18 protein-coding genes are annotated in these 20194 nt (G+C 76.4%); 7 read left to right on the forward strand and 11 right to left on the reverse strand.

Annotation, left to right across the window (positions count from 1 at the left end; translation table 11 throughout):
- Positions 1-83: 83 nt before the first annotated feature.
- Positions 84-1313, reverse strand: a complete 1230-nt coding sequence (locus ACI799_RS00105) for a DUF222 domain-containing protein (RefSeq protein ID WP_456612277.1) — start codon at positions 1311-1313, stop codon at positions 84-86.
- 266 nt (positions 1314-1579) lie between these two features.
- Between ACI799_RS00105 and ACI799_RS00110 the strand changes: the two genes are divergently transcribed.
- Positions 1580-1897 carry a hypothetical protein gene (locus tag ACI799_RS00110; protein ID WP_456612051.1) on the forward strand — a complete coding sequence of 106 codons (318 nt, stop codon included), beginning with the start codon at positions 1580-1582 and terminating at the stop codon, positions 1895-1897.
- 73 nt (positions 1898-1970) lie between these two features.
- Here the strand turns inward: ACI799_RS00110 and ACI799_RS00115 are convergent, their stop codons facing one another.
- The 9 genes from ACI799_RS00115 to ACI799_RS00155 all read right to left on the reverse strand — a co-directional run bounded on the left by ACI799_RS00115 (position 1971) and on the right by ACI799_RS00155 (position 13372).
- Positions 1971-3149 carry a precorrin-3B synthase gene (locus tag ACI799_RS00115; protein WP_456612052.1) on the reverse strand — a complete coding sequence of 393 codons (1179 nt, stop codon included), beginning with the start codon at positions 3147-3149 and terminating at the stop codon, positions 1971-1973.
- A 45-nt stretch (positions 3150-3194) separates the two neighbouring features.
- Positions 3195-4625, reverse strand: coding sequence for a reverse transcriptase family protein (locus ACI799_RS00120; protein ID WP_456600397.1), 1431 nt, complete (start codon positions 4623-4625; stop codon positions 3195-3197).
- Between the two features lie 147 nt (positions 4626-4772).
- Positions 4773-5345, reverse strand: a complete 573-nt coding sequence (locus tag ACI799_RS00125) for a hypothetical protein (RefSeq protein ID WP_456589688.1) — start codon at positions 5343-5345, stop codon at positions 4773-4775.
- Between the two features lie 31 nt (positions 5346-5376).
- Positions 5377-5964, reverse strand: coding sequence for a GNAT family N-acetyltransferase (locus tag ACI799_RS00130; RefSeq protein WP_456612053.1), 588 nt, complete (start codon positions 5962-5964; stop codon positions 5377-5379).
- Complete coding sequence (locus tag ACI799_RS00135) at positions 5961-8114, reverse strand: penicillin acylase family protein (RefSeq protein ID WP_456612054.1); 2154 nt, start codon at positions 8112-8114, stop codon at positions 5961-5963. Before ACI799_RS00135 ends, ACI799_RS00130 begins: the two co-directional genes overlap by 4 nt.
- Positions 8111-9928, reverse strand: coding sequence for an IucA/IucC family protein (locus ACI799_RS00140; protein ID WP_456612055.1), 1818 nt, complete (start codon positions 9926-9928; stop codon positions 8111-8113). Before ACI799_RS00140 ends, ACI799_RS00135 begins: the two co-directional genes overlap by 4 nt.
- The gene (locus ACI799_RS00145; protein ID WP_456612056.1) at positions 9925-10509 is read right to left on the reverse strand and encodes a GNAT family N-acetyltransferase; all 585 of its coding nucleotides are present in this window, start codon (positions 10507-10509) and stop codon (positions 9925-9927) included. Before ACI799_RS00145 ends, ACI799_RS00140 begins: the two co-directional genes overlap by 4 nt.
- Positions 10506-11876 carry a lysine N(6)-hydroxylase/L-ornithine N(5)-oxygenase family protein gene (locus tag ACI799_RS00150; RefSeq protein ID WP_456612057.1) on the reverse strand — a complete coding sequence of 457 codons (1371 nt, stop codon included), beginning with the start codon at positions 11874-11876 and terminating at the stop codon, positions 10506-10508. Before ACI799_RS00150 ends, ACI799_RS00145 begins: the two co-directional genes overlap by 4 nt.
- On the reverse strand, positions 11873-13372 hold the full coding sequence (locus ACI799_RS00155; protein ID WP_456612058.1) for a pyridoxal phosphate-dependent decarboxylase family protein: 1500 nt from the start codon (positions 13370-13372) through the stop codon (positions 11873-11875). Before ACI799_RS00155 ends, ACI799_RS00150 begins: the two co-directional genes overlap by 4 nt.
- Positions 13373-13479: 107 nt before the next feature.
- Here ACI799_RS00155 and ACI799_RS00160 point away from each other — a divergent pair, with 107 nt between their 5' ends.
- A complete protein-coding gene (locus ACI799_RS00160; protein ID WP_456612059.1) occupies positions 13480-14220 on the forward strand; it encodes a siderophore-interacting protein in 741 nt (246 codons plus the stop codon).
- Here the strand turns inward: ACI799_RS00160 and ACI799_RS00165 are convergent.
- On the reverse strand, positions 14202-15020 hold the full coding sequence (locus tag ACI799_RS00165) for a DUF4383 domain-containing protein (protein WP_456612060.1): 819 nt from the start codon (positions 15018-15020) through the stop codon (positions 14202-14204). The two genes, ACI799_RS00160 and ACI799_RS00165, sit on opposite strands and share 19 nt — an antisense overlap.
- 161 nt (positions 15021-15181) lie before the next feature.
- On the opposite strand from ACI799_RS00165, the gene ACI799_RS00170 reads away from it, so the two are divergent.
- Genes ACI799_RS00170 through ACI799_RS00190 form a run of 5 tightly spaced genes read left to right on the forward strand, consistent with a single transcriptional unit; the run spans position 15182 to position 20184 of the window.
- A complete protein-coding gene (locus ACI799_RS00170) occupies positions 15182-16795 on the forward strand; it encodes an ABC transporter substrate-binding protein (RefSeq protein ID WP_456589679.1) in 1614 nt (537 codons plus the stop codon).
- Entirely contained in the window at positions 16777-17910 is a 1134-nt protein-coding gene (locus tag ACI799_RS00175) for an ABC transporter permease (RefSeq protein WP_456589678.1), read from the forward strand. Before ACI799_RS00170 ends, ACI799_RS00175 begins: the two co-directional genes overlap by 19 nt.
- Positions 17907-18764 (forward strand): ABC transporter permease, encoded by an 858-nt coding sequence (locus tag ACI799_RS00180; RefSeq protein WP_456589677.1) that lies wholly within the window; start codon positions 17907-17909, stop codon positions 18762-18764. Before ACI799_RS00175 ends, ACI799_RS00180 begins: the two co-directional genes overlap by 4 nt.
- Positions 18761-19561: an ATP-binding cassette domain-containing protein gene (locus tag ACI799_RS00185; RefSeq protein WP_456589676.1), complete on the forward strand. Its 801-nt coding sequence runs from the start codon at positions 18761-18763 to the stop codon at positions 19559-19561. The genes ACI799_RS00180 and ACI799_RS00185 overlap by 4 nt, the downstream gene beginning before the upstream one ends.
- Positions 19561-20184, forward strand: a complete 624-nt coding sequence (locus ACI799_RS00190) for an ABC transporter ATP-binding protein (RefSeq protein WP_456612061.1) — start codon at positions 19561-19563, stop codon at positions 20182-20184. Before ACI799_RS00185 ends, ACI799_RS00190 begins: the two co-directional genes overlap by 1 nt.
- Positions 20185-20194: the final 10 nt, after the last annotated feature.

Below are 20194 nucleotides of genomic sequence, written 5' to 3' on the forward strand. Positions count from 1 at the left end.
CCAGCCCACCGCTGTGCTGCGTGCTTGAGCAGGCCGACGAACCCCTCCCAGGACCCGGGGAGGGTTCGTCGTGCGTCGGTGGCTCAGCCGGTGCGCGAGTGTTCGGGTTGGCCGGTGATGCGGGGGACGATCAGGATCTCGGTGCCGTCGGGCCGGTAGGTGTGCCATCGGCCGGCGGTATCTCGTTCGATGCGGAATCCGTGGTGGACCTTGGTGTGGTGGCGTTCGCACAACAGCCCGGAGTTCTCCAGCGAGGTCTCTCCGCCGTCGGCCCAGTGCACGAGGTGGTGGACGTCGCACCAGTGGGCGGGGGCGTCGCAGCCGGCGAACACGCATCCCCGGTCGCGGTACTCGACCGCGCGGCGCAGGGCCGGCGGGACGACCCGGTGCCGGCGGCCCAGGTCCAGGAGCTCGCCGTCGGGGCCGATGACGATGCGGGAGACGTTGCCGTCACAGGCCAGCCAGCGGGCGCGGGCGGCGGAGATGGTGGCGCCGAGCCCGGTGGTGGCCGCGCCCGGTCCGGTGGCGGGGTCGACCAGGTCGGTGAGGTCGATCCGGACGATGACGTGCGGCTTCACGGTGCGCAGGACCGGCAGGGCGCCGGAGGCGAGCTGGTTGTCGGCCAGCTGGACCAGGGCGTCGGCGGACTGCTGGGCGCGGGTGCGGCTGTCCCCGGCGGGGCGGGAGGCCTGCACGATCGACTCGACCGCGGCCTGGAACTTCTCCCCGCCGACGGCGTCGAGCTCGCCGCGGAACCCGACGCGGCCATCGGCGTGGGTGACGAACACCAGTGACCGGCCCTCGGTGGGATCGGGCTCGGGGCCGTCGGGGTCGAGCCGGGCCAGGTAGTGGTCCACGACCTGGCGGAGTTCGGCGTGCAGGCGACTCGCGGCGACCTCGGCCAGGGTTGCGTCGACCCCGGCGAGGTCCACGTCGTGCGCCTGCGCGGCGGCCACGTTCACCGGTGCGGCGACCGGGGCGATCACCGCGACCGCTTCCGCCGTGATCGCACCCGCGGCGAACGCGGCTCGCACCGCCGGTAGCTCGGGCAGCGCCCGCCCGGAGCGCACCACCCGGGACGCCGCGGCCGACGACAGCCGGGCATGTCCGCGCAGCCAGGAGGCCATCGTCCGCTGCCCGTCGTGCTCGGCGGCGGAGGTGACCCCGCACTCCCGCACGGTGCGGGTGACTTCCGCGGCGAGCCGGTTCTGCGCCACCAGCAGCGGCCGCAGCCGGTCGAGCAGCTGCGGGCCGAACCGGCCGGCCAGGTCCTCGGCCGCCAGGTCGTCCAGCGCGGCCGTCAACCGGTCCAGCGCATCACCCGCAGCGGTCGAACGCATGTACGAATACATGCCGGGCGGACCGGCCTCGGCAACCCGAAAGTGCAGGTCAGAAGCCTGTCCACAGATTTCAGCACAGCGTGGACAGCGGTCGGTCGTGGTGCTCGGGAGTTCACTGCGGCGGGTGCCCGCTCTCGCATGGCCCGACCCGCCACGTGCGTCCTCCGGCCCGGCTCCGGGCTAGCGTCGCGCCGTGCCCGACTTTCCCCGCTCCGGAGCCGCCCGCCCAGCAGGTGGCCTTGCGCGCGATCGTCGAGTCAGTGCTGCGTGACCACGAGGGCACCGTGTCGTACCGGCACCACGACCGCTTCTGGCAGTCCGGGAACCGGCGGGAGGCCGTCTACGGCTGGGGCACGACGATCGAGCCCAGGACGGCAGGCGAGCCGATCGAGGTGTGGTTCGACGGGCTCGACGAGGACATCGCGGTCGACCAGGTCCGCGGCCGCTGGTGGCGACGCCGGCTGGTCCGGCACGAGTGGCGGGACCTCACCGACCTCGATGACGTCTTGGCCGACGTCGGCCGCGTGCTCCGCGCATTGCTGAGCGACTACCGGTAACAGGGCGCACGCCCCAGCCCCGGGTTCAGCATCGTGGGCTGCTGTCCGTCACCCCTGCCGGAGCGAGCCGGCCTCAGCCGGGGTGGCCGCTGCCCTCGACCCGGTAGCCGGTGCCGGTCGCGACCACGTCCACCACTGCGCCGCCGGGCCGGCCGCAGCGCCGCTCGCACCCGGCCCAGTGCTGCCGCGCCCCGTCCGCCGGGAGGGATCCGGTGATCACGGCAGCGGTCGCGTCCGACCGCACGTCGGCCAGGGACTTCGCGCACCCGGGCAGCCCCGCGCAAGCGGTCACGCGCGTCCACGGGCTCGTGGGGTCGAGCACCAGCCCGGCGTCGGCCAGCGACCTGGCCGCCGACCCGTCGGCCAGGTCGGGCGCGACGACCCCGCGCCACGGGGTCAGCTGCACCTCTGCCGCGACGTCGGCGAGCAGCGACACCTGGGCGGCGGTCAGCCGGCCCAGGGGGACCACCGCGGCGAGGGCCGTGCGGCCGTCGTCCTGCCGCACCGCACCGATCGGGCGGATCCGCGGCTGGGCCGGCACCTCGACCCGCTCCCCGGCCGGGGCGTCCAGCCGCGCCGCCACCCGTGCCGGCCCGTCGGCGAGTTCGGCCAGCCGCCAGGCCGTTCCGCCCTGGGCGGCGCGCTCGTCGAGGAATGCCCGGGTGGCCGCCAGCGCGAGGTCGACGGCGTCCGCCGGACCGGCGCGCAGGCCGGAGTCGGCGCCGGCGAGGGTCAGCGCGACGGCGTCGGGGGCGAGCGCGAACAGGCCGACGTCCCCGCCGAGGGCGGCGACGTCGCCCCGGCCGTCGTCGAACGTGGCCAGGAACCGTCCCGGCAGCGCGGCGAGCGACGGGTCGGCGCACAGCCCGGCGTCGAAGTCGCGCACCCAGGGCCGGGCGTCGAGCAGACCCCCGGTCCGCCCGCTCAACACGCTGCCCAACAGGTTGCGGGCCGTCTCGTGGCTGTCGCTGGGCAGCAGCCCGGCCGCCGCCAGCCGGCCGCCGAGCTCGCCGGCCGATCCGGGGCGCAGGCCCCGCAGCTGCACGTTGCCGCGGCTGGTGAGCTCCAGCGCGCCGTCCCCGAGCTCGACGGCGGCCGCGCCGAGGACGCGCAGCTGGTCGCCCACCAGCAGTCCACCGGGGACCCGCACCCGCGCGAGCTCGCCGTCGGCGGCGGAGTGGGTCTGCAGCGCGCCGGGGCAGGCGTCGGCCCGGTCCCGGAGGGGAGGCGTGGGCAGCCCGGCTGATGACATGGCGCCCGCGAGGCTACGTCCCGGGTCGGCCCGAGCCGTCGGCGGTCAGCTCCAGTCGATGCGCTCGGCCAGCGCGCGCAGCCGCGCCCCGGACGCCGGGTCCACCGACGCCGCCCAGGCCACCCGGCCCAGGACGTGGTCCCGGAACGTGGCGGGGTCGCGGCCGCGGAGCTGGGTGGTCCAGCCGCGGGTGGCGCAGTTGTGCAGCAGCGCGCGCAGCTCGTCCCGCTCGCGGCGGGGCAGCGCCGGGCGCTCGTTGACCACGACGCCCAGCACTGCCTGCCGGCGGGCCGAGCCGGTCGCGCGTGTCTTGGCGGCGTTCACCCGGAAGCCCTCCTCCCGGGCGATCCCACCCACCAGCTGGGCCAGCCGGCCGCGCCCCACCCGGGTGCCGCCGCTGAAGGTCAGGTCGTCGACGTAGCGGGTGTAGGTCGCGCCGAAAGTCGCCGCGAGCGCGGCCAGCCGGCGGTCCAGCCGGTAGCAGACCAGGTTCGCCAGGGCCGGGGACGTGGGCGCACCCGGCGGAAGATGCGGCACGGCGAGCCGCGTCCCCAGCCGCCGGTGCCGCTCCCGGGCCACGGGGTCCTCCGGCGGCGGGATGCGCCGCCACACCGCGGCGGGCACCACGGTGGTGACCAGGCCGGTCACCGCGTGCGCGACCGGCTCGGGGAGGCCGGCCTGGCCCAGCAGCAGCCCGTGCACCCGGGGCGCGGGGACGCTCGCGAAGAAGTGCTCCAGGTCCATCCGCAGGACGACGGCGGCGCCGGCGTGCGGGGCGGCCGCCGTCCGCACCGACCGGCCGGGCACGCAGCCGTGCGCGGCACCGTGCACCGGGACCGGGTCGAGCACGTGCCGCAGGAGCCGCCGCTGGATCTCCTTCAGCCGGGGCTTCGGTGCGGCGAGCAGCCGGACCCCGGTCGGCCGGTCCACCGCCCGCCAGCGGTAGTGGCGCAGGGGCTCGGGCGCCGTGCGCTCGACGGTGCGGGCGTCGGCGAACCAGGCCAGCTCGCCCTGGTCGAGGTCGAGCAGCCGGGCCAGGGCGCTCAGGTCGGGCAGCTCCACCGTGGGCAGCCGGGGCCGGACGACGGCGGTCGGCACCGGCTCCCAGTGCACCACCCGCGGCGGCACCTCGGCCGCCTGACCGCGCGCCCAGCCCCCCGTCGTGCGGAGGAAGGCGGCCAGTTCCCGCGGGCGGTCGGCCGGTGGGTGCCAGTAGGCCCCCAGCACCTCACCGACCAGCGTGCCCACCCAGCGGGGGGCGCGCCGGTACCCGAGCGCGACGGCGACCCGGCGCACCATCTGCGGGCGCCGCCACCGCCCGGCGAGCAGCGCGGTGGCGATGCCGTTCGCGGTGACCTCGGCGCGCCGGGTGGCCGTCACCGGCGGGGCCGCCGAGCGCGACGGCGGGGAGGGCAGCCGCTCCGTGACGGAGGCGCCGGGACGTGCGCGGAGCGCGCCGTCCGGCGGGTGACGCATCGCCCTGCTCTGCTGCGAGACCCCGGGGTTGCCCCGGAGGGACCGGCTCCTCGCCGGTCGTCCTGCCCTCCCCGCCGCACCCGGCCACGGTAGGGGGCCGATCCGGCCCTGACCAGTCCGGGCGGCGGATCCGCGCTGGTCGGGCGATCACGCGGGGTCGCGGTACGCCTCGGGGAGGCGGCGGCGCCGCAGGTCCACCCGACGCGCGGCGAGCAACCGGCCGTCCGCGGCCCGTGCCTCCACGAGGGGCGGCACGCCGTCCCAGACGACCACGAGGTGCCCGTGCCGCGGCACCCTGATCTCCCGCGGACCGACGACGACCCGGTCGACCTCCGCGCTCGCCCGGAGCACGGCGTAGCTGACGTACCGGGCACCCCAGGGCAGCAGCCGCCCGGCGTTCCGGAGCGACGAGCCACCGCCGCGCCAGAGGAGGTGACCGCCCAGGGCCGCGGCGGCGGGGCGGTCGGCCAGGTCGTCGTCCTCGAACCCGCCGCCCCCGCCGCCCCCGAGCAGCGACCACTGGGCCCCGCGCCGCACGAGCACCCAGGCCTCCTGCACCGCGCAGCCGACGCTGCGGCGGGCGAAGAGGGTGCAGGCGACGTCCCCGTCGACGTCGACGGCCAGCGGGGCGAACCGCCGGCGTCGGCTGATCCGCGGCGGGGAGTCCGGCACACCGCGCTCGAGGAGCGCGATGCTCTCCGTCAGCGCGTCGTAGGCCACCGCGGCAGGCTAGGGCGGCCGACCGGGCGCGTCAGCCCGATGTCCGTGCCGCGCCGGTCAGCGCCTCGAGGGTCTCCCGGGACAGGAACGCGAGCCGGGCGCGCTTCTCCGGCAGGTCCACCTCCGGCCCCAGCTCGAACCCTGTCCGGCGGACGCGATCCAAGGCCAGCTCGTTGCCGGCGTCCGGCTCCACGACGACGCGGCGCACGGCCGGGTTCGCCAGCAGCACCGCCGCGAGGGCGGCCACGAACCGGGCGGTGAAGCCCGCCTCCCTGCTGCGGGCCGGGGCCAGCAGCAGGTGGACGCCGAGGTCGCCGTCCTGCACGGGGTAGGTCTCGGCGACCGGGTCCGCGGCCGGCTCGTAGGTCTGCAGCAGCGCGACGGGGGCGTCGTCGACCGACACCAGGTAGGCGTGGTGGGTGGGCAGCGAGTCCACGAATGCGTAGACGTCCCGCACCTGGTCCTCGGTGTGGTCGGTCATCCCCCAGAAGCGGGCCCGCTCCTCGCGCACCCAGGAGTGCACCAGGGGGGCGTCGCGGTCGGGGTCGAGCCGGCGCACCCCGAGGGTGCGGCCGTCTCCGAACGGGCTGGTTCCTTCGACGAGGCGGGCGTCGGTCACGAGATCTCCTCCAGGACGGCGGGGGTGGCGGTGCGGGGAACGGGGACGAGGTCGCCGCGCAGCCAGAGCTCCGTCTGGTCCTCCGCGTGCGGGCCGGGCACCCCGTCGGCGCCCAGCGGGACGACCCAGCGGCTGGCGTCGCGGTCGGCGAGGTCCCAGACGTAGCGGGCGACGGGGCCGCGCAGGCAGACGTCGGTGAGCCCGGGGAGGCTCGTCGTGGCCAGGACGCAGTCGGTGTCGCCGGCCAGCGGCGCGCCGTCGGCGGGCCGGGCGACGACGTCCTCCCAGGGGGTGCCGTCGAGGGAGTGCACGGTGCGCAGTCGGTGCGTCGCCCCCCATGTCGCGGCGGTGCTCCCCGCCGCGTCGGCCAGCGCGTCCCGGGCCAGCGCGTCGACGTCGACGCCGTGCTGGGGGAGCACGCGGAGCAGCCGCTCCAGCGCCGTCCCGATCCGCTCGACCGGGGACACCCAGGGCGCCAGCACCTCGGGGACGCCGGCCGGGTGGTGCAGGGGCGCGAGCAGCGGCAGGCCGGCGACGCGCCGGACCAGGGCCGCGCGCCACGCGCCGAACGCCGCCGCCCCGCGGCTGCTCGCGTCCATCCGGCCGTCCCACCCGACGATCTCCGCGTGCAGCCGGGCGGCCGGGGTGCGGGCCTCCGGGAGCCGGAGGTCGCGGAGCAGCCGCAGCGGGCCGGAGGCGGGGGCGGCGGTGTCCAGCAGCAGCGCCGCCAGGTCGTCGGCGGTCAGGCCGGTGCGGTCGCCGAGGAGCGCGCGCAGCCGGGCGGCCCGGTGACCCGGTGCGAACACCGAGCCGTACGGGGCGACGTCGGGGCGCTGGTCGTTGGCCGTCACCGCCACGCCGTCCCACGGGGGTCCGTCGGTGACCCGGAGCCCGGCCGGGGCCGGGCAGGTCCCGCGCCAGGCGTGCGCCCGCTCCCAGGCCGGCACCGGGTACCAGCGGTTCGCGGCCGCCCGGTCCGGGACCCGGCCCGCGACGAGCTGGCGGACGTCGCCGGAGCTGTCGGCGACCAGGACGCTGTTCACCGGCTCCACCCACGAGGTGAGCGCCGCCTCGACGTCGGCCGCGGTGCGGGCGCGCAGCAGCAGCGGCAGGGCATCGAAGCCGAGCGCGGCGTCGACCCGGCTCGGGGCGCGCAGGCTCAGCGCCTCGGGCTCGCCCGGCTCCTCCGCCGTCCACGACGGGACGACGACCGGCCCCCGCGCAGTCTCGACGGTCTCCACCGTCACCGGTTCGCCGTCGCGGACATCGAGGCGGACCGTCGCGGCGTCGGCCGGCTCCCAGCCGTCCGGCCCGAGGGCCAGCACGCGGTCGCCGTCCCGGCGCAGCCGCTCGCGGTAGAGGTCCTGGGAGTCGGCCATCGCGTTGGTCACCGCCCAGGCCACCGTGCCGGTGTGCCCGAAGTGCGCGACCCCGGGGACGCCGGGGAAGGCCAGCCCGACCACGTCGACGCCGTCGTCGGCCGCTCCCTCGACGAGGAGGTGCACCTGTTGGTAGATCCCGGGCCGCTCCAGCAGGCGGTGCGGATCGCCGGCGACCAGCGGCAGCCCGGACGCCGTCCGCGCGCCGGTCACCGCCACCGCGTTGCTGCCGTCCGGCGGGCCCAGGCCCAGCGCGACGGCGAGCTCCCGACCGAGCCCCGGCCCGAAGGAACGCAGCAGGTGCCCCCGCCACACCGTCGTGCCCAGCGAACCGAACAGGACGTGGTGCACCAGGAAGATGCCCAGCGGGGTCCACGGCCGCCAGCCGCCGCGCCCGCCGTGCTGTTCCCCACCCGCCCAGCCCAGGGCCCGCAGCTCCGGCGAGCGCGCGGCGCCCTCGGCCAGGCCGGCGCGCACCCCGTCGACGTAGGCCCCGACCCACCGCCGGGTGCCCGGGTCGAGGGCGTCGTGGCAGCGACGGGCGGTGTCGTCCAGCCGGGCGCGGGCCGCGAAGGTGTCCCAGTCCAACCCGGCCGCGCCCAGGTGCGCGGCGAGGGTCGCCTCGCTGCGCCACCGCTCGACCTCCAGCTGCCAGGCCCGGTCGACGGCGGTGGCGTACCCCTGGGCCCGGGCGAGGTCGTCGAGCGACCCCGCCCGGATGGTGGGCACGCCCCACCGGTCGCGGGCCACCCCGGGAGCCGGCCCGGTCACCGCGGCGGCCCGAACGGCGCGACCGGGTTGGCCAGCGTCCCGGCGTACTGCAGGGAGGACGCCTGGTCGGCGAGGTCGACCATCTGCAGGGTGTTGCGCAGCTGCAGCCGGTTGAGGCAGGAGTGCGCGAACGCGGGGGTGAACAGGTCGAAGCGCCGGTGGAGGTCCGGGAACGCCTCCCGGTGCGCCAGCAGGCAGTCGGCGACGCACGCCCAGACGGCGTCGGCCGACAGCAGGCCGTCGGCGTCGAAGATGCCGGCGAGGTAGCGCAGGAACCCGTCGAAGACGTCGGTGAACACCGACAGCAGGCGCACGTCGTCGGGCTCGTTCACGCGGATCCGCTCGATGTCCCGGGGCAGCGGCCGGGAGCCGAACACGGCGACCTCCTCGCCGACGTCCTTCATCAGCACCCGCGTCGGCGCCGAGCCCCGCAGCACGAGGATCAGGTTCTCCCCGTGCGGCATGAAGGCGAGGTCGTGGGCCAGCAGGCAGTGCAGGACCGGGCGGAGGTAGGCGTCGAGGTAGCGGCGCAGCCAGGTGCGCGGGTCCAGCCCCGAGTCGGCGACGAGGCCGCCCACCAGCGACCGGCCCTCGGCATCCCGGTGCAGCAGCGCCGCCATCGTCATCGCCCGCTCACCCGCCGCCAGCCGCGGCACCGGGCTCTCGCGCCACAGCGCCGCCACCATCCGCTGGTACGGCGAGCGGATGCCGCGCCCGGCCATCCGGTGGTACGCGTCGCCGGTGTAGCCGACCGAGGCCAGCTCGCGGAGCACGTCGAAGCCGGCGCCGGTCAGCTCCGGGTCGCCCCGCACGATGCCGGCCACCCAGTCGTTGATCGCCGGGGTGCTGCGCATGTAGGCCGGGGAGAGCCCGCGCAGGAAGCCCATGTTCTGGATCGCCAGCGCCGTCTTGACGTAGTGCCGGTCGGGGCGGTCCAGGTCGAAGAAGGTCCGGATCGACTGCTGCGCCTGGTAGCGGTCCTCGCTGACCCCCAGCGGCACGAGGTCGTGCCGGCCCACGTCCGCGGCGAAGGTGACCGCCAGCCGGTGCTCCCACTGCCAGGGGTGCACGGGCAGGAAGAGGTAGTCGGCCGGGTCCAGGCCGAGTGAGCGGAGCCGGCCGGCGAACCGCGCGAGCAGCTGCTCGCCGAGCTGGCTCGTGTAGAGCCGCTCCTCGTCGACGCCGTCGCCGCAGGCCAGGTGGGTGTGCTCCCGCCGGGCCGCCACCCAGACCAGCCGGACCGGCTCGCCCGCCTCCGGGGCGTACGCGTCGGAGTCGGAGAGCCCGAAGCCGATCCGCCCGTTGTTGGCGACGAAGGCCGGGTGTCCCTCGGTCATCGACCGCTCGACGGTCTGCAGGTCGGCGCGGGCCAGCTCGCGGGCGTCGGCGCGGCGGTGGTGGAGCTTCCACGCCACGCCGGCGAGGGTCGCGCTGACCTCCTCCAGGTAGGTGCCGAGCAGTGCGTCGGGGATGCCGAGGTCGGCCTGCAGCTCGTCGACCAGCGCCAGGGCGTCCAGCGGCGCGGCGGCGCCGTCGACGGTGCGGCTCACCGAGGAGGGGTCGACGTCCCAGTGCTCCAGCGGCAGCACCCGCGCGGTGAAGCGGTAGACCGACCCGGCCGCCGTGGGCAGCCGCCACCAGGTCCGGCCCAGCGCGTCGGCCGGCCCGTCGTCGGCCGGTTCGGGGGTGACCAGGCGCTCGTGGCTGAACTCCGACAGCGCCTTGGTGACGACGTGCCGGTGCGCCCGGGCCATCGCCTCGGGCTCGAGGTGGGCCGCGCCGGCGAGCTCCTGCTCGAGCCCCGCCGCGCTCACGCCAGCACCCCGGCCAGCTCGCTCGCCGCGAACGACTCGGCCGTGCAGGTGCTCAGCACCGCCGTCTTGTGCCCCAGGTCCAGCTCGCCGTGCTCGACGAAGCCCGCCGCCCGGTTCTTGGCCCGGATGGCGGCGTTGCGCGCATCCGGCTCGACGACGACCCGGCGGGCCCCCGGGCGGTCCAGGCAGAACCGCACGACCGCCGCCATGACCGCCGACGTCAGGCCGCGGACCGGCGCGGCCCCGTCGGCCGGCGGCGCCACGAGCAGGTGCATGCCGACGTCGCCGGGGGCGGCCGGCCAGACGCCGGCGAGTTCGCGGTGGCGGGGGTCGTAGGTCTCCGCGAGGAACGTCGGGACGCCGTCGACCCGGCCGAGCCAGGCGTCGTGGTGCGGGTCGGTGACGATCGCGGCGTAGGCGACGCGCACCTCCTCCGGCCCCTGCCCCTGCATCAGCCAGTAGGCCGAGCGGGGGTGCGTCACCCATGCGTGCAGCACGCGCAGGTCGCGGTCGAGGTCCAGCGGCTCGAGGGTGAGCACCCCGACCGTCGAGCGGGCGGCCCAGGCCGGTGCGGCGGTCACCGGGGAGCTCCTGCGGCGGTCAGCGCGCCGGTCCCGGCTCCGGCGGTGTCCCCGGCGTCCTCGGCGTCCTCGGCGTCGCCGACCCCGAAGGTCTGGTAGGCGATGTGCTCCTCCACCGGGTAGACCTCCCGCCCGCACATCGCGTTGATGATCACCGAGTTCCGGTAGGCGCCCATACCGAGGTCCGGGGCGATCAGGCTGTGGGTGTGCTCCTCGGCGTTCTGCACGAACACCTCCCGGCCGGCGACGTCGATCGAGTGGTCGAGCGCGACGTCGTACCGGCCGCGCGCGTCCCACCGGATGCGGTCGCGCACCGGGCCGAGGAAGGCCGGCACCTGCGCGCGGTAGCCGGTGGCGAGCACCAGCCCCCGCGTCGTCCGGGTGGCGGTGCGCCCCTGGTCCGCGTGCCGCAGCCGCAGCGCGTAGCTGCGCTGCCCGGCGTCCCAGCGCGCGCCGGCCACCTCGACACCGGGCAGCAGTTCGGTCGGCACCTCGCCGCGCCGGCCCCTCCGGTAGAGGGTGTCGTGGATGGCGTCGACCAGCTCGCCGCTGATGCCCTTGTAGAGGTGGCGCTGCTCGCGGGCGAGGGCGTCGCGCCGCGCCATGGGCAGGCCGTGGTGGTACCGGGCGTACTCGGGCGAGGTCATCTCCAGGGTCAGCTTGGTGACCTCCATGGGGAAGAACCGCGGTGAGCGGGTGACCCAGTCGACCCGGTAGCCCAGGCGGTCGGCGTCGGTCAGCAGGTCGAGGTAGATCTCCGCGGCGCTCTGCCCGCTGCCCACGACCGTGACGTGCCCGAGCGTCTGCAGCTCCTCCTTGTGCGGCAGGTAGTCCGCGGAGTGCCAGGCCGGCCCGGGCAGGTCCCGCACCGGCTCGGGCAGCCACGGCGCGGTGCCGACGCCGAGCACCAGCCGGCGCCCCAGGTGTACCTCGACCTCGCCGGTCCGGACGTCGCGGGCAGAGACCCGGTAGACGCCGTCGGCGTGCTCGACCCGTTCCACGCGCCGGCCCCACCGCAGCCCCGGCAGGCGCCCGGCGGCCCAGCGGCAGTAGGTGTCGTACTCGGCGCGCAGCGGGCGGAAGTCCTCGCGGATGTAGAACGGGTACAGCCGCCCGGTCTCCTTGAGCCAGGCCAGGAACGAGTACGGCGACGTGGGGTCGGCCATCGTCACCAGGTCGGCGAGGAACGGGACCTGCAGCGTGGTGCCCTCGATCAGCATCCCGGGGTGCCAGCTGAACTCCTCGCGCTCGTCGAGGAAGACGCCGGAGAGGTCGGGCACCGGGGCGCTGAGGGCCGCGAGTCCGAGGTTGAACGGGCCGATCCCGACGGCGACGAAGTCGTGCACCGGCGTGCCGGCGGCGCTCACGCGAGCACCTGCTCGCGGTCGCGGACGGGCGTGCCGGCGGCGGCGAGCAGGTCGTCCCCGGCCGCGCGGACGAGGTCGACCACGGCCCGGACGTCGCCGCGGGTGGTGCCCGGGTCGAGCAGCGTGAACTTCAGCCAGGGCCGCCCGTCGACGACGGTGCGGGCGACGACCGCCTCGCCCTCGTCGAACAACCGCTCGCGGATCGCGCCGACGAGCCGGTCGGCGGCGGCGGGGTCGAGCGGCCCGTGGGCACCGATCGGCCGGTAGCGGAAGAGGACGGTGCTCAGCGTCGGTGCGCTGTGCACCTCGAACTCCGGGTCACGAGCCAGGTCCTCGTGCACGTCGACGGCGAGGTCCAGGCAGGCGTCGAAGGCCGCGCCGACCGCATCGGCCCCCATGGCGCGCAGCGTCACCCACAGCTTCAGCGCGTCGAAGCGCCGGGTGGTCTGCAGGCTGCGGTCGACCTGGTTGGGGGCCCGTTCGCCGCGCGGGTTGAGGTAGTCGGCGTGGTGGGTGACGTGTCGCAGCGTGGCGCCGTCGCGCACCAGCACCGCCGAGGACGCCACCGGCTGGAAGAAGGTCTTGTGGAAGTCCACCGTCACCGAGTCGGCGTGCTCGATGCCGTCGAGGAGGTGCCGGCGCCGGCGCGAGACCAGCAGCCCACCCCCGTACGCGGCGTCGACGTGCAGCCATGCGCCGACCTCCGCGCAGACGTCGGCCACCGCGGCGAGCGGGTCGATGCGGCCGAGGTCGGTCGTGCCGGCGGTGGTGGACACCGCCATGACGACGTCGCCGGCGGCCCGGACCCGGTCCGCGGTCGACCGGAGCGCGGCCGGATCCATCCGGTGCTGCCCGTCGGTGGCCACCGGCACCACCGCGTCGTCGCCCAGGCCGAGCAGGCGGGCGGCCTTCGCGACGCTGAAGTGCGCCTGGTCGGTGGCGAGGACGCGGAGCCGGGCGCCGCCGGGCAGGCTTCCGCCGGGCTGCGCGGCGAGCGCCTCGTCCCGGGCCAGCAGCAGCGCCTGGAGGTTTGACTGGGTGCCGCCGCTGGTGAAGATCCCGTCCGCGGCCGGGCCCAGGCCGGCGCGCCCGGCGGCCCAGCCGATGAGCCGGCGCTCCATCAGGGTCGCCGTCGTCGACTGGTCGTAGGTGTCGACCGACGTGTTCACCGCCGACGCGAACAGGTCGGCCGCCAGCGCCGGGATGGCGACCGGGCAGTTCAGGTGGGCGACGTAGCCGGGCTCGTGGAACCAGACCGCGTGCTCCAGGTAGAGCCGGGAGGTCTCCTTCAGCGCGGAGAAGGTGTCGCCGAGCGGGGTGTCGAGGTCGATGCCGTCGACGAGGTCCTCGAGATCGGCCTGCGGCGCGCCCGACCGGGGGCGGCGGACGACCCGGACCCGGTCGGTGAGCGCGCCGAGCGCTGCGGTGACGACCGCGGCGTAGTGGTCGACCGTCGCGCCCGAGAACAGGTGCGCGGTCGGCTGGAGCTGTGTCACGGAAGTCCCCTCTCGTAGGTTAGCCTCACCTAACCAAGCGGGACCATACACAGCTCCGGAGCCCGGTTCCGGGGGGTCCCGCACACGACGTCGAGAGGGGGCGAGCGGTGCAGCACGGCTGGGAAGGCGTGGTCCTGAAGGCGCTGCGCGGCAAGGACTTCGTCCTCACCGTGCGGGGCAGCGAGCGGGTGGGGGAGCGGTACCAGCGGGTGCACCTGGCCGACGGTGGTCTGCTCGCCGCCTGCCCGCCGCACCCGGCGATGTGGGTGCGGGTCTGGTTCTCCGACGGTGGCCGGCCGCACCAGCGGGCGTACACGCTCGTCGCCCCCGATCCCGCGGCGGGCACCTTCGACCTGGAGTTCGCGCTGCACGACGGCCCGGCGGCGAACTGGTCCCTGGCCGCCCGCCCCGGGGACACGATCGAGGTGACGGTGCAGGGCACCCGCGACGAGTGGCCGCCCGCCGGCACCCGGCTGCTCCACCTCGTCGGCGACCCCGCGTCGCTGCCCGCGGTGAACTCGCTGCTGGCCCACCACGCGGAGCTGCCCGCGCGCGTGTGGCTGGAGGCGGGCCACCCGTCCGACCGCGACCTCCCGGTCAACGCCGCCGCGGGGCAGGAGGTCGTGTGGGTGGACCGCGACGGTGCGCCCGGGGAGGCGCTGCGCGACGCGGTGACCGCCGCCTGGGCGGCGGGTCCGACGGCATCCCGGGGGGCCGACCCGGCCCGGGACTGGTTCTGGGCCGCCTGCGAGGCGGCGGCGACCCGGGCCCTCGCCAAGCACCTGCGCCGGGAGCTCGGCGTGGCGAGGGACCGGGTCTCCGCTGTGGGCTACTGGTCGGCCACCTGAGGCCTCGCCCCGCCGGTGGGCGCGTCGAAGGAGAGCCAGATCCGACGGCGCTCCGCCCGGCTGTGCGCGGCTGACATGGCCGACACGCGGCGCTGCTGGTCGGGGGTCGCGGTGTGCTGCACCACCGCCACCTCGGCGTCCCGCATCGCCCGCTCGGCGGCGAACTCCGCCGGGGTGGAGGGGTGGTCGGCGGCCGGGTCGTCGCCGCCGGCATCGCTGCCGGGGCGGGCGTAGGGGCTGTCGGGCGGCAGGTTCCCGCTGACCCGCCCGTAGGCGCCCAGGAGCAGCAGGACCAGTCCGGCGACGACCGAGAAGACGACGTTGGCGAAGCGGAACGCGAGCACGTTCAACCCGGTCTGCAGCACGGCCAGATTGGCCAGCGCCGAGACCAGGAACAGCACGCCGACGACGATCATGACCGTCGACGCGATGTGCGGCCCGCGGAGGGCCGCCGCGACGAGCACGGCGGCGGTGACCACCGAGATCGTCGACAGCAGGCCGTTGGACGACAGCCCCAGGATCCGCTCGCCGTCGGTCGAGAAGAACTCCAGCCCGTCGGCGAAGCCGAGGATGCCGAAGACCGCGATCACCGCGGCGACGAGCAGTGCGCCGATCCGGTGCACGGCGAGGACCCGGTCGCCGCCCGGGCTGCGGCCACCCGCGGGCGGCGCGGAGGGCGCCGGGCGGGTTCGGGACGCCGGCGGCGTCGGGGTGCCGGCTGCCGGCGGGGCGGCCGCGCCGGCAGCCGGTGGGGCCCCGGCGGCGGGGCCGGTGCGGCGGAGGTGGGGACGCAGTGCCATGACGACTCCCTCGGTGGTCCGTTCGACACCCCTGCTTCCGCCGGGCGGTCCCATCCGGATGCGCCGGGCGGCACCGGTACCGACACCGACGAGTCTGTTGCAAAGACTTTGCAATAGAGTCGGAGGCCGAGGGTCGGAGCAGGTCGAGGACGGGAGCGGGCGTGGGCGGGGAGTGGCCGGCGGGGCGGGTCGCCGCGATGGGTGCGGTGGCCCTGGTCGCGCTGAGCGGCTGCGGCGGCGGGGGAGCGGCCGCACCGGCCGCCGACGTCGCGCCGACCGAGCTGCGTCTGGCCATCGGCGGTGAGCCGGACGACGGCTTCGACCCGACCCTCGGCTGGGGCCGGTACGGTTCGCCGCTGTTCCAGTCCACGCTGCTGAGCCGGAACGCCGACCTCGACCTGGTCCCGGACCTCGCCACCGAGTGGTCGGTGAGCGAGGACGGTCTGGTCTGGACCGTCGACATCCGCACCGACGCGCGCTTCACCGACGGCGAGCCGGTGACCGCCGACGACGTCGCCTACACGTTCACCACCGCGAGCCGGAGCGGCGGCCTCACCGACGTCACCGCGCTGGCCGAGGCGGTCGCCGTCGACGAGGACACGGTGGAGCTCCGCCTGGAGCGACCGCAGAGCACCTTCGTCAACCGGCTCGTCTCGCTGGGCATCGTGCCCGAGCACGCGCACGGCCCGGACTACGCGCGCGACCCGGTGGGCTCGGGGCCGTTCAGCTTCGTGCAGTGGGACGAGGGCCAGCAGCTCATCGTGAACCGCAACGAGGACTACTACGGCGAGCAGCCGGAGTTCGAGCGGATCGTCTTCCAGTTCACCGGCGAGGACACCTCGCTGGCGGCCGCGACGGCCGGCCAGGTCGACATGGCGGCGGTCCCGTCCGCGCTGGCGACGACCCAGGTGCCGGGCATGCGGCTGGTCGCCGTCCCGTCGGTCGACAACCGCGGGATCATGTTCCCGTACGTGCCGGACGAGGGCCGCACCACCGACGACGGGCAGCCGATCGGCAACGACGTGACCTCCGACCGGGCGATCCGCCAGGCCGTCAACCACGCAGTGGACCGGGCGGCGCTCGTCGACGGCGTCCTGGAGGGCTTCGGCTCCCCGGCGACGGGACCGGTCGACGGCCTGCCCTGGGCGGAGCCGGCGGCGGCGATCGAGGACGCCGACCCGGAGCGGGCCGGGCAGCTGCTGGACGAGGCCGGCTGGGTGGACTCCGACGGCGACGGCGTGCGCGAGCGGGACGGCGTCCCGGCCGCGTTCACACTGCTCTACCCCGCGGGCGACTCGCTGCGGCAGGCGCTCGCGCTGTCGGTCGCGGACATGCTCGCGCCCGTGGGCATCGAGGTCACCGCGGACGGCGCCAGCTGGGACGTCATCGACCAGCGGCTGCACGCCGACGCCGTCCTGTTCGGCTGGGGGAGCCACGACCCCACCGAGATGTACAACCTCTACTCCTCGCGCCAGGCCGGGGTCGAGTACTGGAACCCGGGCTTCTACGCCAACCCGGCGGTCGACGAGCAGCTCGAGGCGGCGATGACCGCGCCCGACCAGGAGAGCGCCATCCCGCACTGGCGGGCCGCCCAGTACGACGGCGAGGGCACCGGCTTCGGGCCGTCGGGGGACGCCGCCTGGGCGTGGCTGGTCAACCTCGACCACACCTACTTCGTCGACGAGTGCCTCGACCTCGGCTCGACGCAGGTCGAACCGCACGGGCACGGCTGGCCGATCACCGCGGGCATCGCCGGGTGGCAGTGGAGCTGCTGAGCCGCGCTCGACCGGCGCTGCGGTGGACGGGCGGCCGGCTGGTGCGGCTCGTGCTCCTCCTCGCGGCGGTCGCGGTCGCCTCGTTCACGCTGATGGTCCACTCACCGGTCGACCCGGTGAACGCCTACGTCGGCGGGGACGTGGCCGCGATCGGCCCGGAGCAGCGGGCGCAGATCGCCGAGCGGTGGGGGCTGGACGAGCCGGCGCCCGAGCGGTTCGCCGCCTGGCTCGGGCAGGTCGTGCAGGGCGACCTCGGCCGCTCGCTGACGTTCGGCCAGCCCGTGGCCGACGTCATCGGTGAGCGCTTCCTCGCCAGCCTCGCGCTCATGGCCACCGCCTGGCTGCTGTCGGGGCTGGTCGGGTTCGCGCTCGGCGTGCTCGCCGGGGCGCGGCGGGGACGCTTCGCCGACCGGGCGATCTGCTGGTGGGCCTACACCCTGGCCTCCGCGCCGACCTTCTGGGTCGGGCTCCTCCTGCTCTACGTCTTCTCCGTCCAGCTGGGGTGGACGCCGGTGTGCTGCGCCGTCCCGGTCGGGACGCTCGCCGAGGACGTGACCCTGCTGGACCGGCTGCACCACCTCGCGCTGCCGGCGCTGACGCTGTCGGTCGTGGGCATCGCCCCGGTCGTCCTGCACACCCGGCACGCGGTCGTGGAGGCGCTGGCCAGCGACTACGTCGCCTTCGCCCGAGCTCAGGGGGAGTCGACGCGCGGCGTCGTCGTCCACCGGGTGCTGCGCAACGCCGCGGCGCCGGCCGTGCTGCTGCAGTTCAGCTCGCTGGGCGAGCTCTTCGGCGGCGCCGTGCTGGCCGAGCAGGTGTTCGCCTACCCCGGCCTCGGCGCGGCGACGACGGCCGCCGCGCTGGGGCAGGACGTGCCCCTGCTGCTGGGCATCGTGCTGTTCACCACCGTGTTCGTCTTCGTCGGCAACCAGCTCGGTGACCTCGTCCACGCGCGGCTGGACCCGCGGGTCTCGGCGGACCTCGCCGGCGCCCGCCGGGCGCGGCGCGGCCTGCGCGGCCCGGTGCTCGCGCCCCGCTCCCCGTCGCCCGACGAGCTGCCCGATCGGGCGGCGTCGCCGGTCGCCCCGTCCCCGGCCGGCCAGGGGGTGCGATGAGCGCCGCCGCCGAGCCGGCCGTCCGGCCGGGGTTCCTCGGTGACCGCCGCCGCCGCACCCTCGCCTGGACCGGCCTGTCCCTGGTGGTGGTGCTCGCCGTCCTCGTCGCCGGGGGGCTGGCGGCCGACGACGCCGTCACGACCCAGCTGGGCGACCGCAACCTGGCGCCGTCGGCCGAGCACCCGTTCGGCACCGACCCGCTGGGCCGGGACGTGCTCGCCCGTGTCCTGTCCGGGCTCCGGCTCAGCCTGCTCGTCGGAACGGGTGCGGCGCTGATCTCCGCCGGGATCGCGCTGGTGCTGGCCTGCGCCGCCGCGGTGTTCGGCGGCGTCGTCGACCGGGTCGTGAGCTGGCTGGTCGACCTGTTCCTCGCCCTGCCGCACCTGGTGCTGCTGATCCTGCTCGCGTTCGCGCTCGGCGGCGGCACGCGGGCCACGGTGGTCGCCGTGGCCCTGACCCACTGGCCGACGCTGACCCGGGTGCTGCGCGGCCGGGCGCGCGAGGTCGTCTCCTCCGACTACGTCGCCGTCTCCCGGCAGCTCGGCCGCGGTCGCGGCTGGATCGCCCGGCACCACCTGGCCGGCCACCTGACCGGCCACTTCGTCGTCGGCACGGTCCTGCTCTTCCCGCACGCGATCCTGCACGAGGCGGCCCTGTCGTTCCTCGGGCTCGGCGTCGACCCCGGTGAGCCCTCGATCGGGGTGCTGCTGGCCGAGGCGATGCGCTACCTGAGCGCGGGGACGTGGTGGCTCGCGGTCCTGCCGGGGCTGTGCCTGCTGGCCGTGGTCAAGCTCGTCGACACGATCGGGGAGAACGGCCGCGCCCTGCTCGACCCGCGGAGCGCCCACCTGTGAGCGCGCTGCTGGAGGTCCGCGGCCTCGAGGTGGACTTCGTCCAGTACGAGCGGGGGCTGCGTCGCCGGACGGTGACCGCGCTGGCCGGCATGGACCTCATGGCCCCGGCCGGAGAGGTGGTCGCCCTCGTCGGCGCCAGCGGGGCCGGCAAGAGCCTGCTCGCGCACGCCGTCCTGGGCCTGCTGCCGCCCAACGCCGTCGAGCGGGGGACGATCGCCTTCGACGGCACCGTGCGTGCGCCGGAGGACCGGCGCCGGCTGGCCGGTCGTGAGGCCACGCTGCTGCCGCAGTCGGCGGCCTTCCTCGACCCCACCAGCCCCGTCGGCCGCCAGGTCCGGCGGTCGGCGCGGCTGGCCGGGCACCCCGATCCGCGCCGCGCCGCGGCGGAGGCGCTGGAGCGGCGCGGCCTCGGCGCGGAGGTGCTCCGCCGGTACCCGCACGAGCTCTCCGGCGGCATGGCCCGCCGGGTGCTGGTCGCGATGGCGACGATGAGCCGGCCCCGGCTGCTGCTCGCCGACGAGCCGACCACCGGGCTGCCCACCGCGACCGTCCGGTCGACGCTGGCCGAGCTCCGCGGGCTGGCCGACGACGGCTGCGCCGTCGTGCTCATCACCCACGAGCTCGAGGCCGCGGTCGAGGTCGCCGACCGGGTGGTGATCTGCCGCGAGGGGCGCACCGTGGACGAGGCCCGCCCCGCCGACTTCACCGGGACCGGGGAGCGGCTGGCCCACCCCTACACGCGGGCGATGTGGCAGGCGCTGCCGGCGCACGGCTTCCGCGTGCCGGCGGAGGCGTGATGCTGCGCGCCGAGGACGTCTGGTTCCGCTACGGCCGCGACCGCCCGTGGGTGCTCGCCGGGGCGGACCTCGCGATCGAGGCCGGCGAGGTGGTCGGGCTGTGCGGTCCGAGCGGCGGGGGCAAGAGCACCCTGGGGCGGGTGCTGGCCGGTTTCGCGCGGCCGCACCGCGGCCGGGTCACCCTCGACGGCCGGGAGCCACGGTCCGGTCGGGCACCGCACCCGGTCCAGCTCGTCTTCCAGCACCCGGAGCGGGCGATGGACCCGCGCTGGACGGTCCGGCAGGTGCTCGCCGCGACCGGCGCGCCGGCCGACGAGCCGGCGGCGCTGGACCCGCGGCTGGTCGACCCCGGCTGGCTGGACCGCCGCCCGCACGAGATCAGCGGCGGCCAGCTCCAGCGCGTGGCCCTCGCCCGGGCACTGCTCGCCCGGCCGCGTCACCTGGTGGCCGACGAGATCACCGCCAGCCTCGACCCGGTCACCCAGGCGGCGATCTGGCGGCTGCTGCTCGAGCACTGCCGGTCGGCCGGCATCGGCGTCCTCGCGATCTCGCACGACCGCCCGCTGGTGAACGCGGTGGCCGACCGCGTCGTCGACTGGGACGGGGCCGGGACCGACGGCTGAGACGGTCGCG

This window comes from Blastococcus sp. SYSU DS0753, from assembly GCF_054051175.1.

What these genes read in the sequence shown, in the direction of transcription:
- ACI799_RS00120 (WP_456600397.1), bottom strand. Translation starts at nt 4,625, where the DNA reads ATGCGTCACCCGCCGGACGGCGCGCTCCGCGCACGTCCCGGCGCCTCC.
- ACI799_RS00180 (WP_456589677.1), top strand. Translation starts at nt 17,907, where the DNA reads ATGAGCGCCGCCGCCGAGCCGGCCGTCCGGCCGGGGTTCCTCGGTGAC.
- ACI799_RS00190 (WP_456612061.1), top strand. Translation starts at nt 19,561, where the DNA reads ATGCTGCGCGCCGAGGACGTCTGGTTCCGCTACGGCCGCGACCGCCCG.
- ACI799_RS00115 (WP_456612052.1), bottom strand. Translation starts at nt 3,149, where the DNA reads ATGTCATCAGCCGGGCTGCCCACGCCTCCCCTCCGGGACCGGGCCGAC.
- ACI799_RS00165 (WP_456612060.1), bottom strand. Translation starts at nt 15,020, where the DNA reads ATGGCACTGCGTCCCCACCTCCGCCGCACCGGCCCCGCCGCCGGGGCC.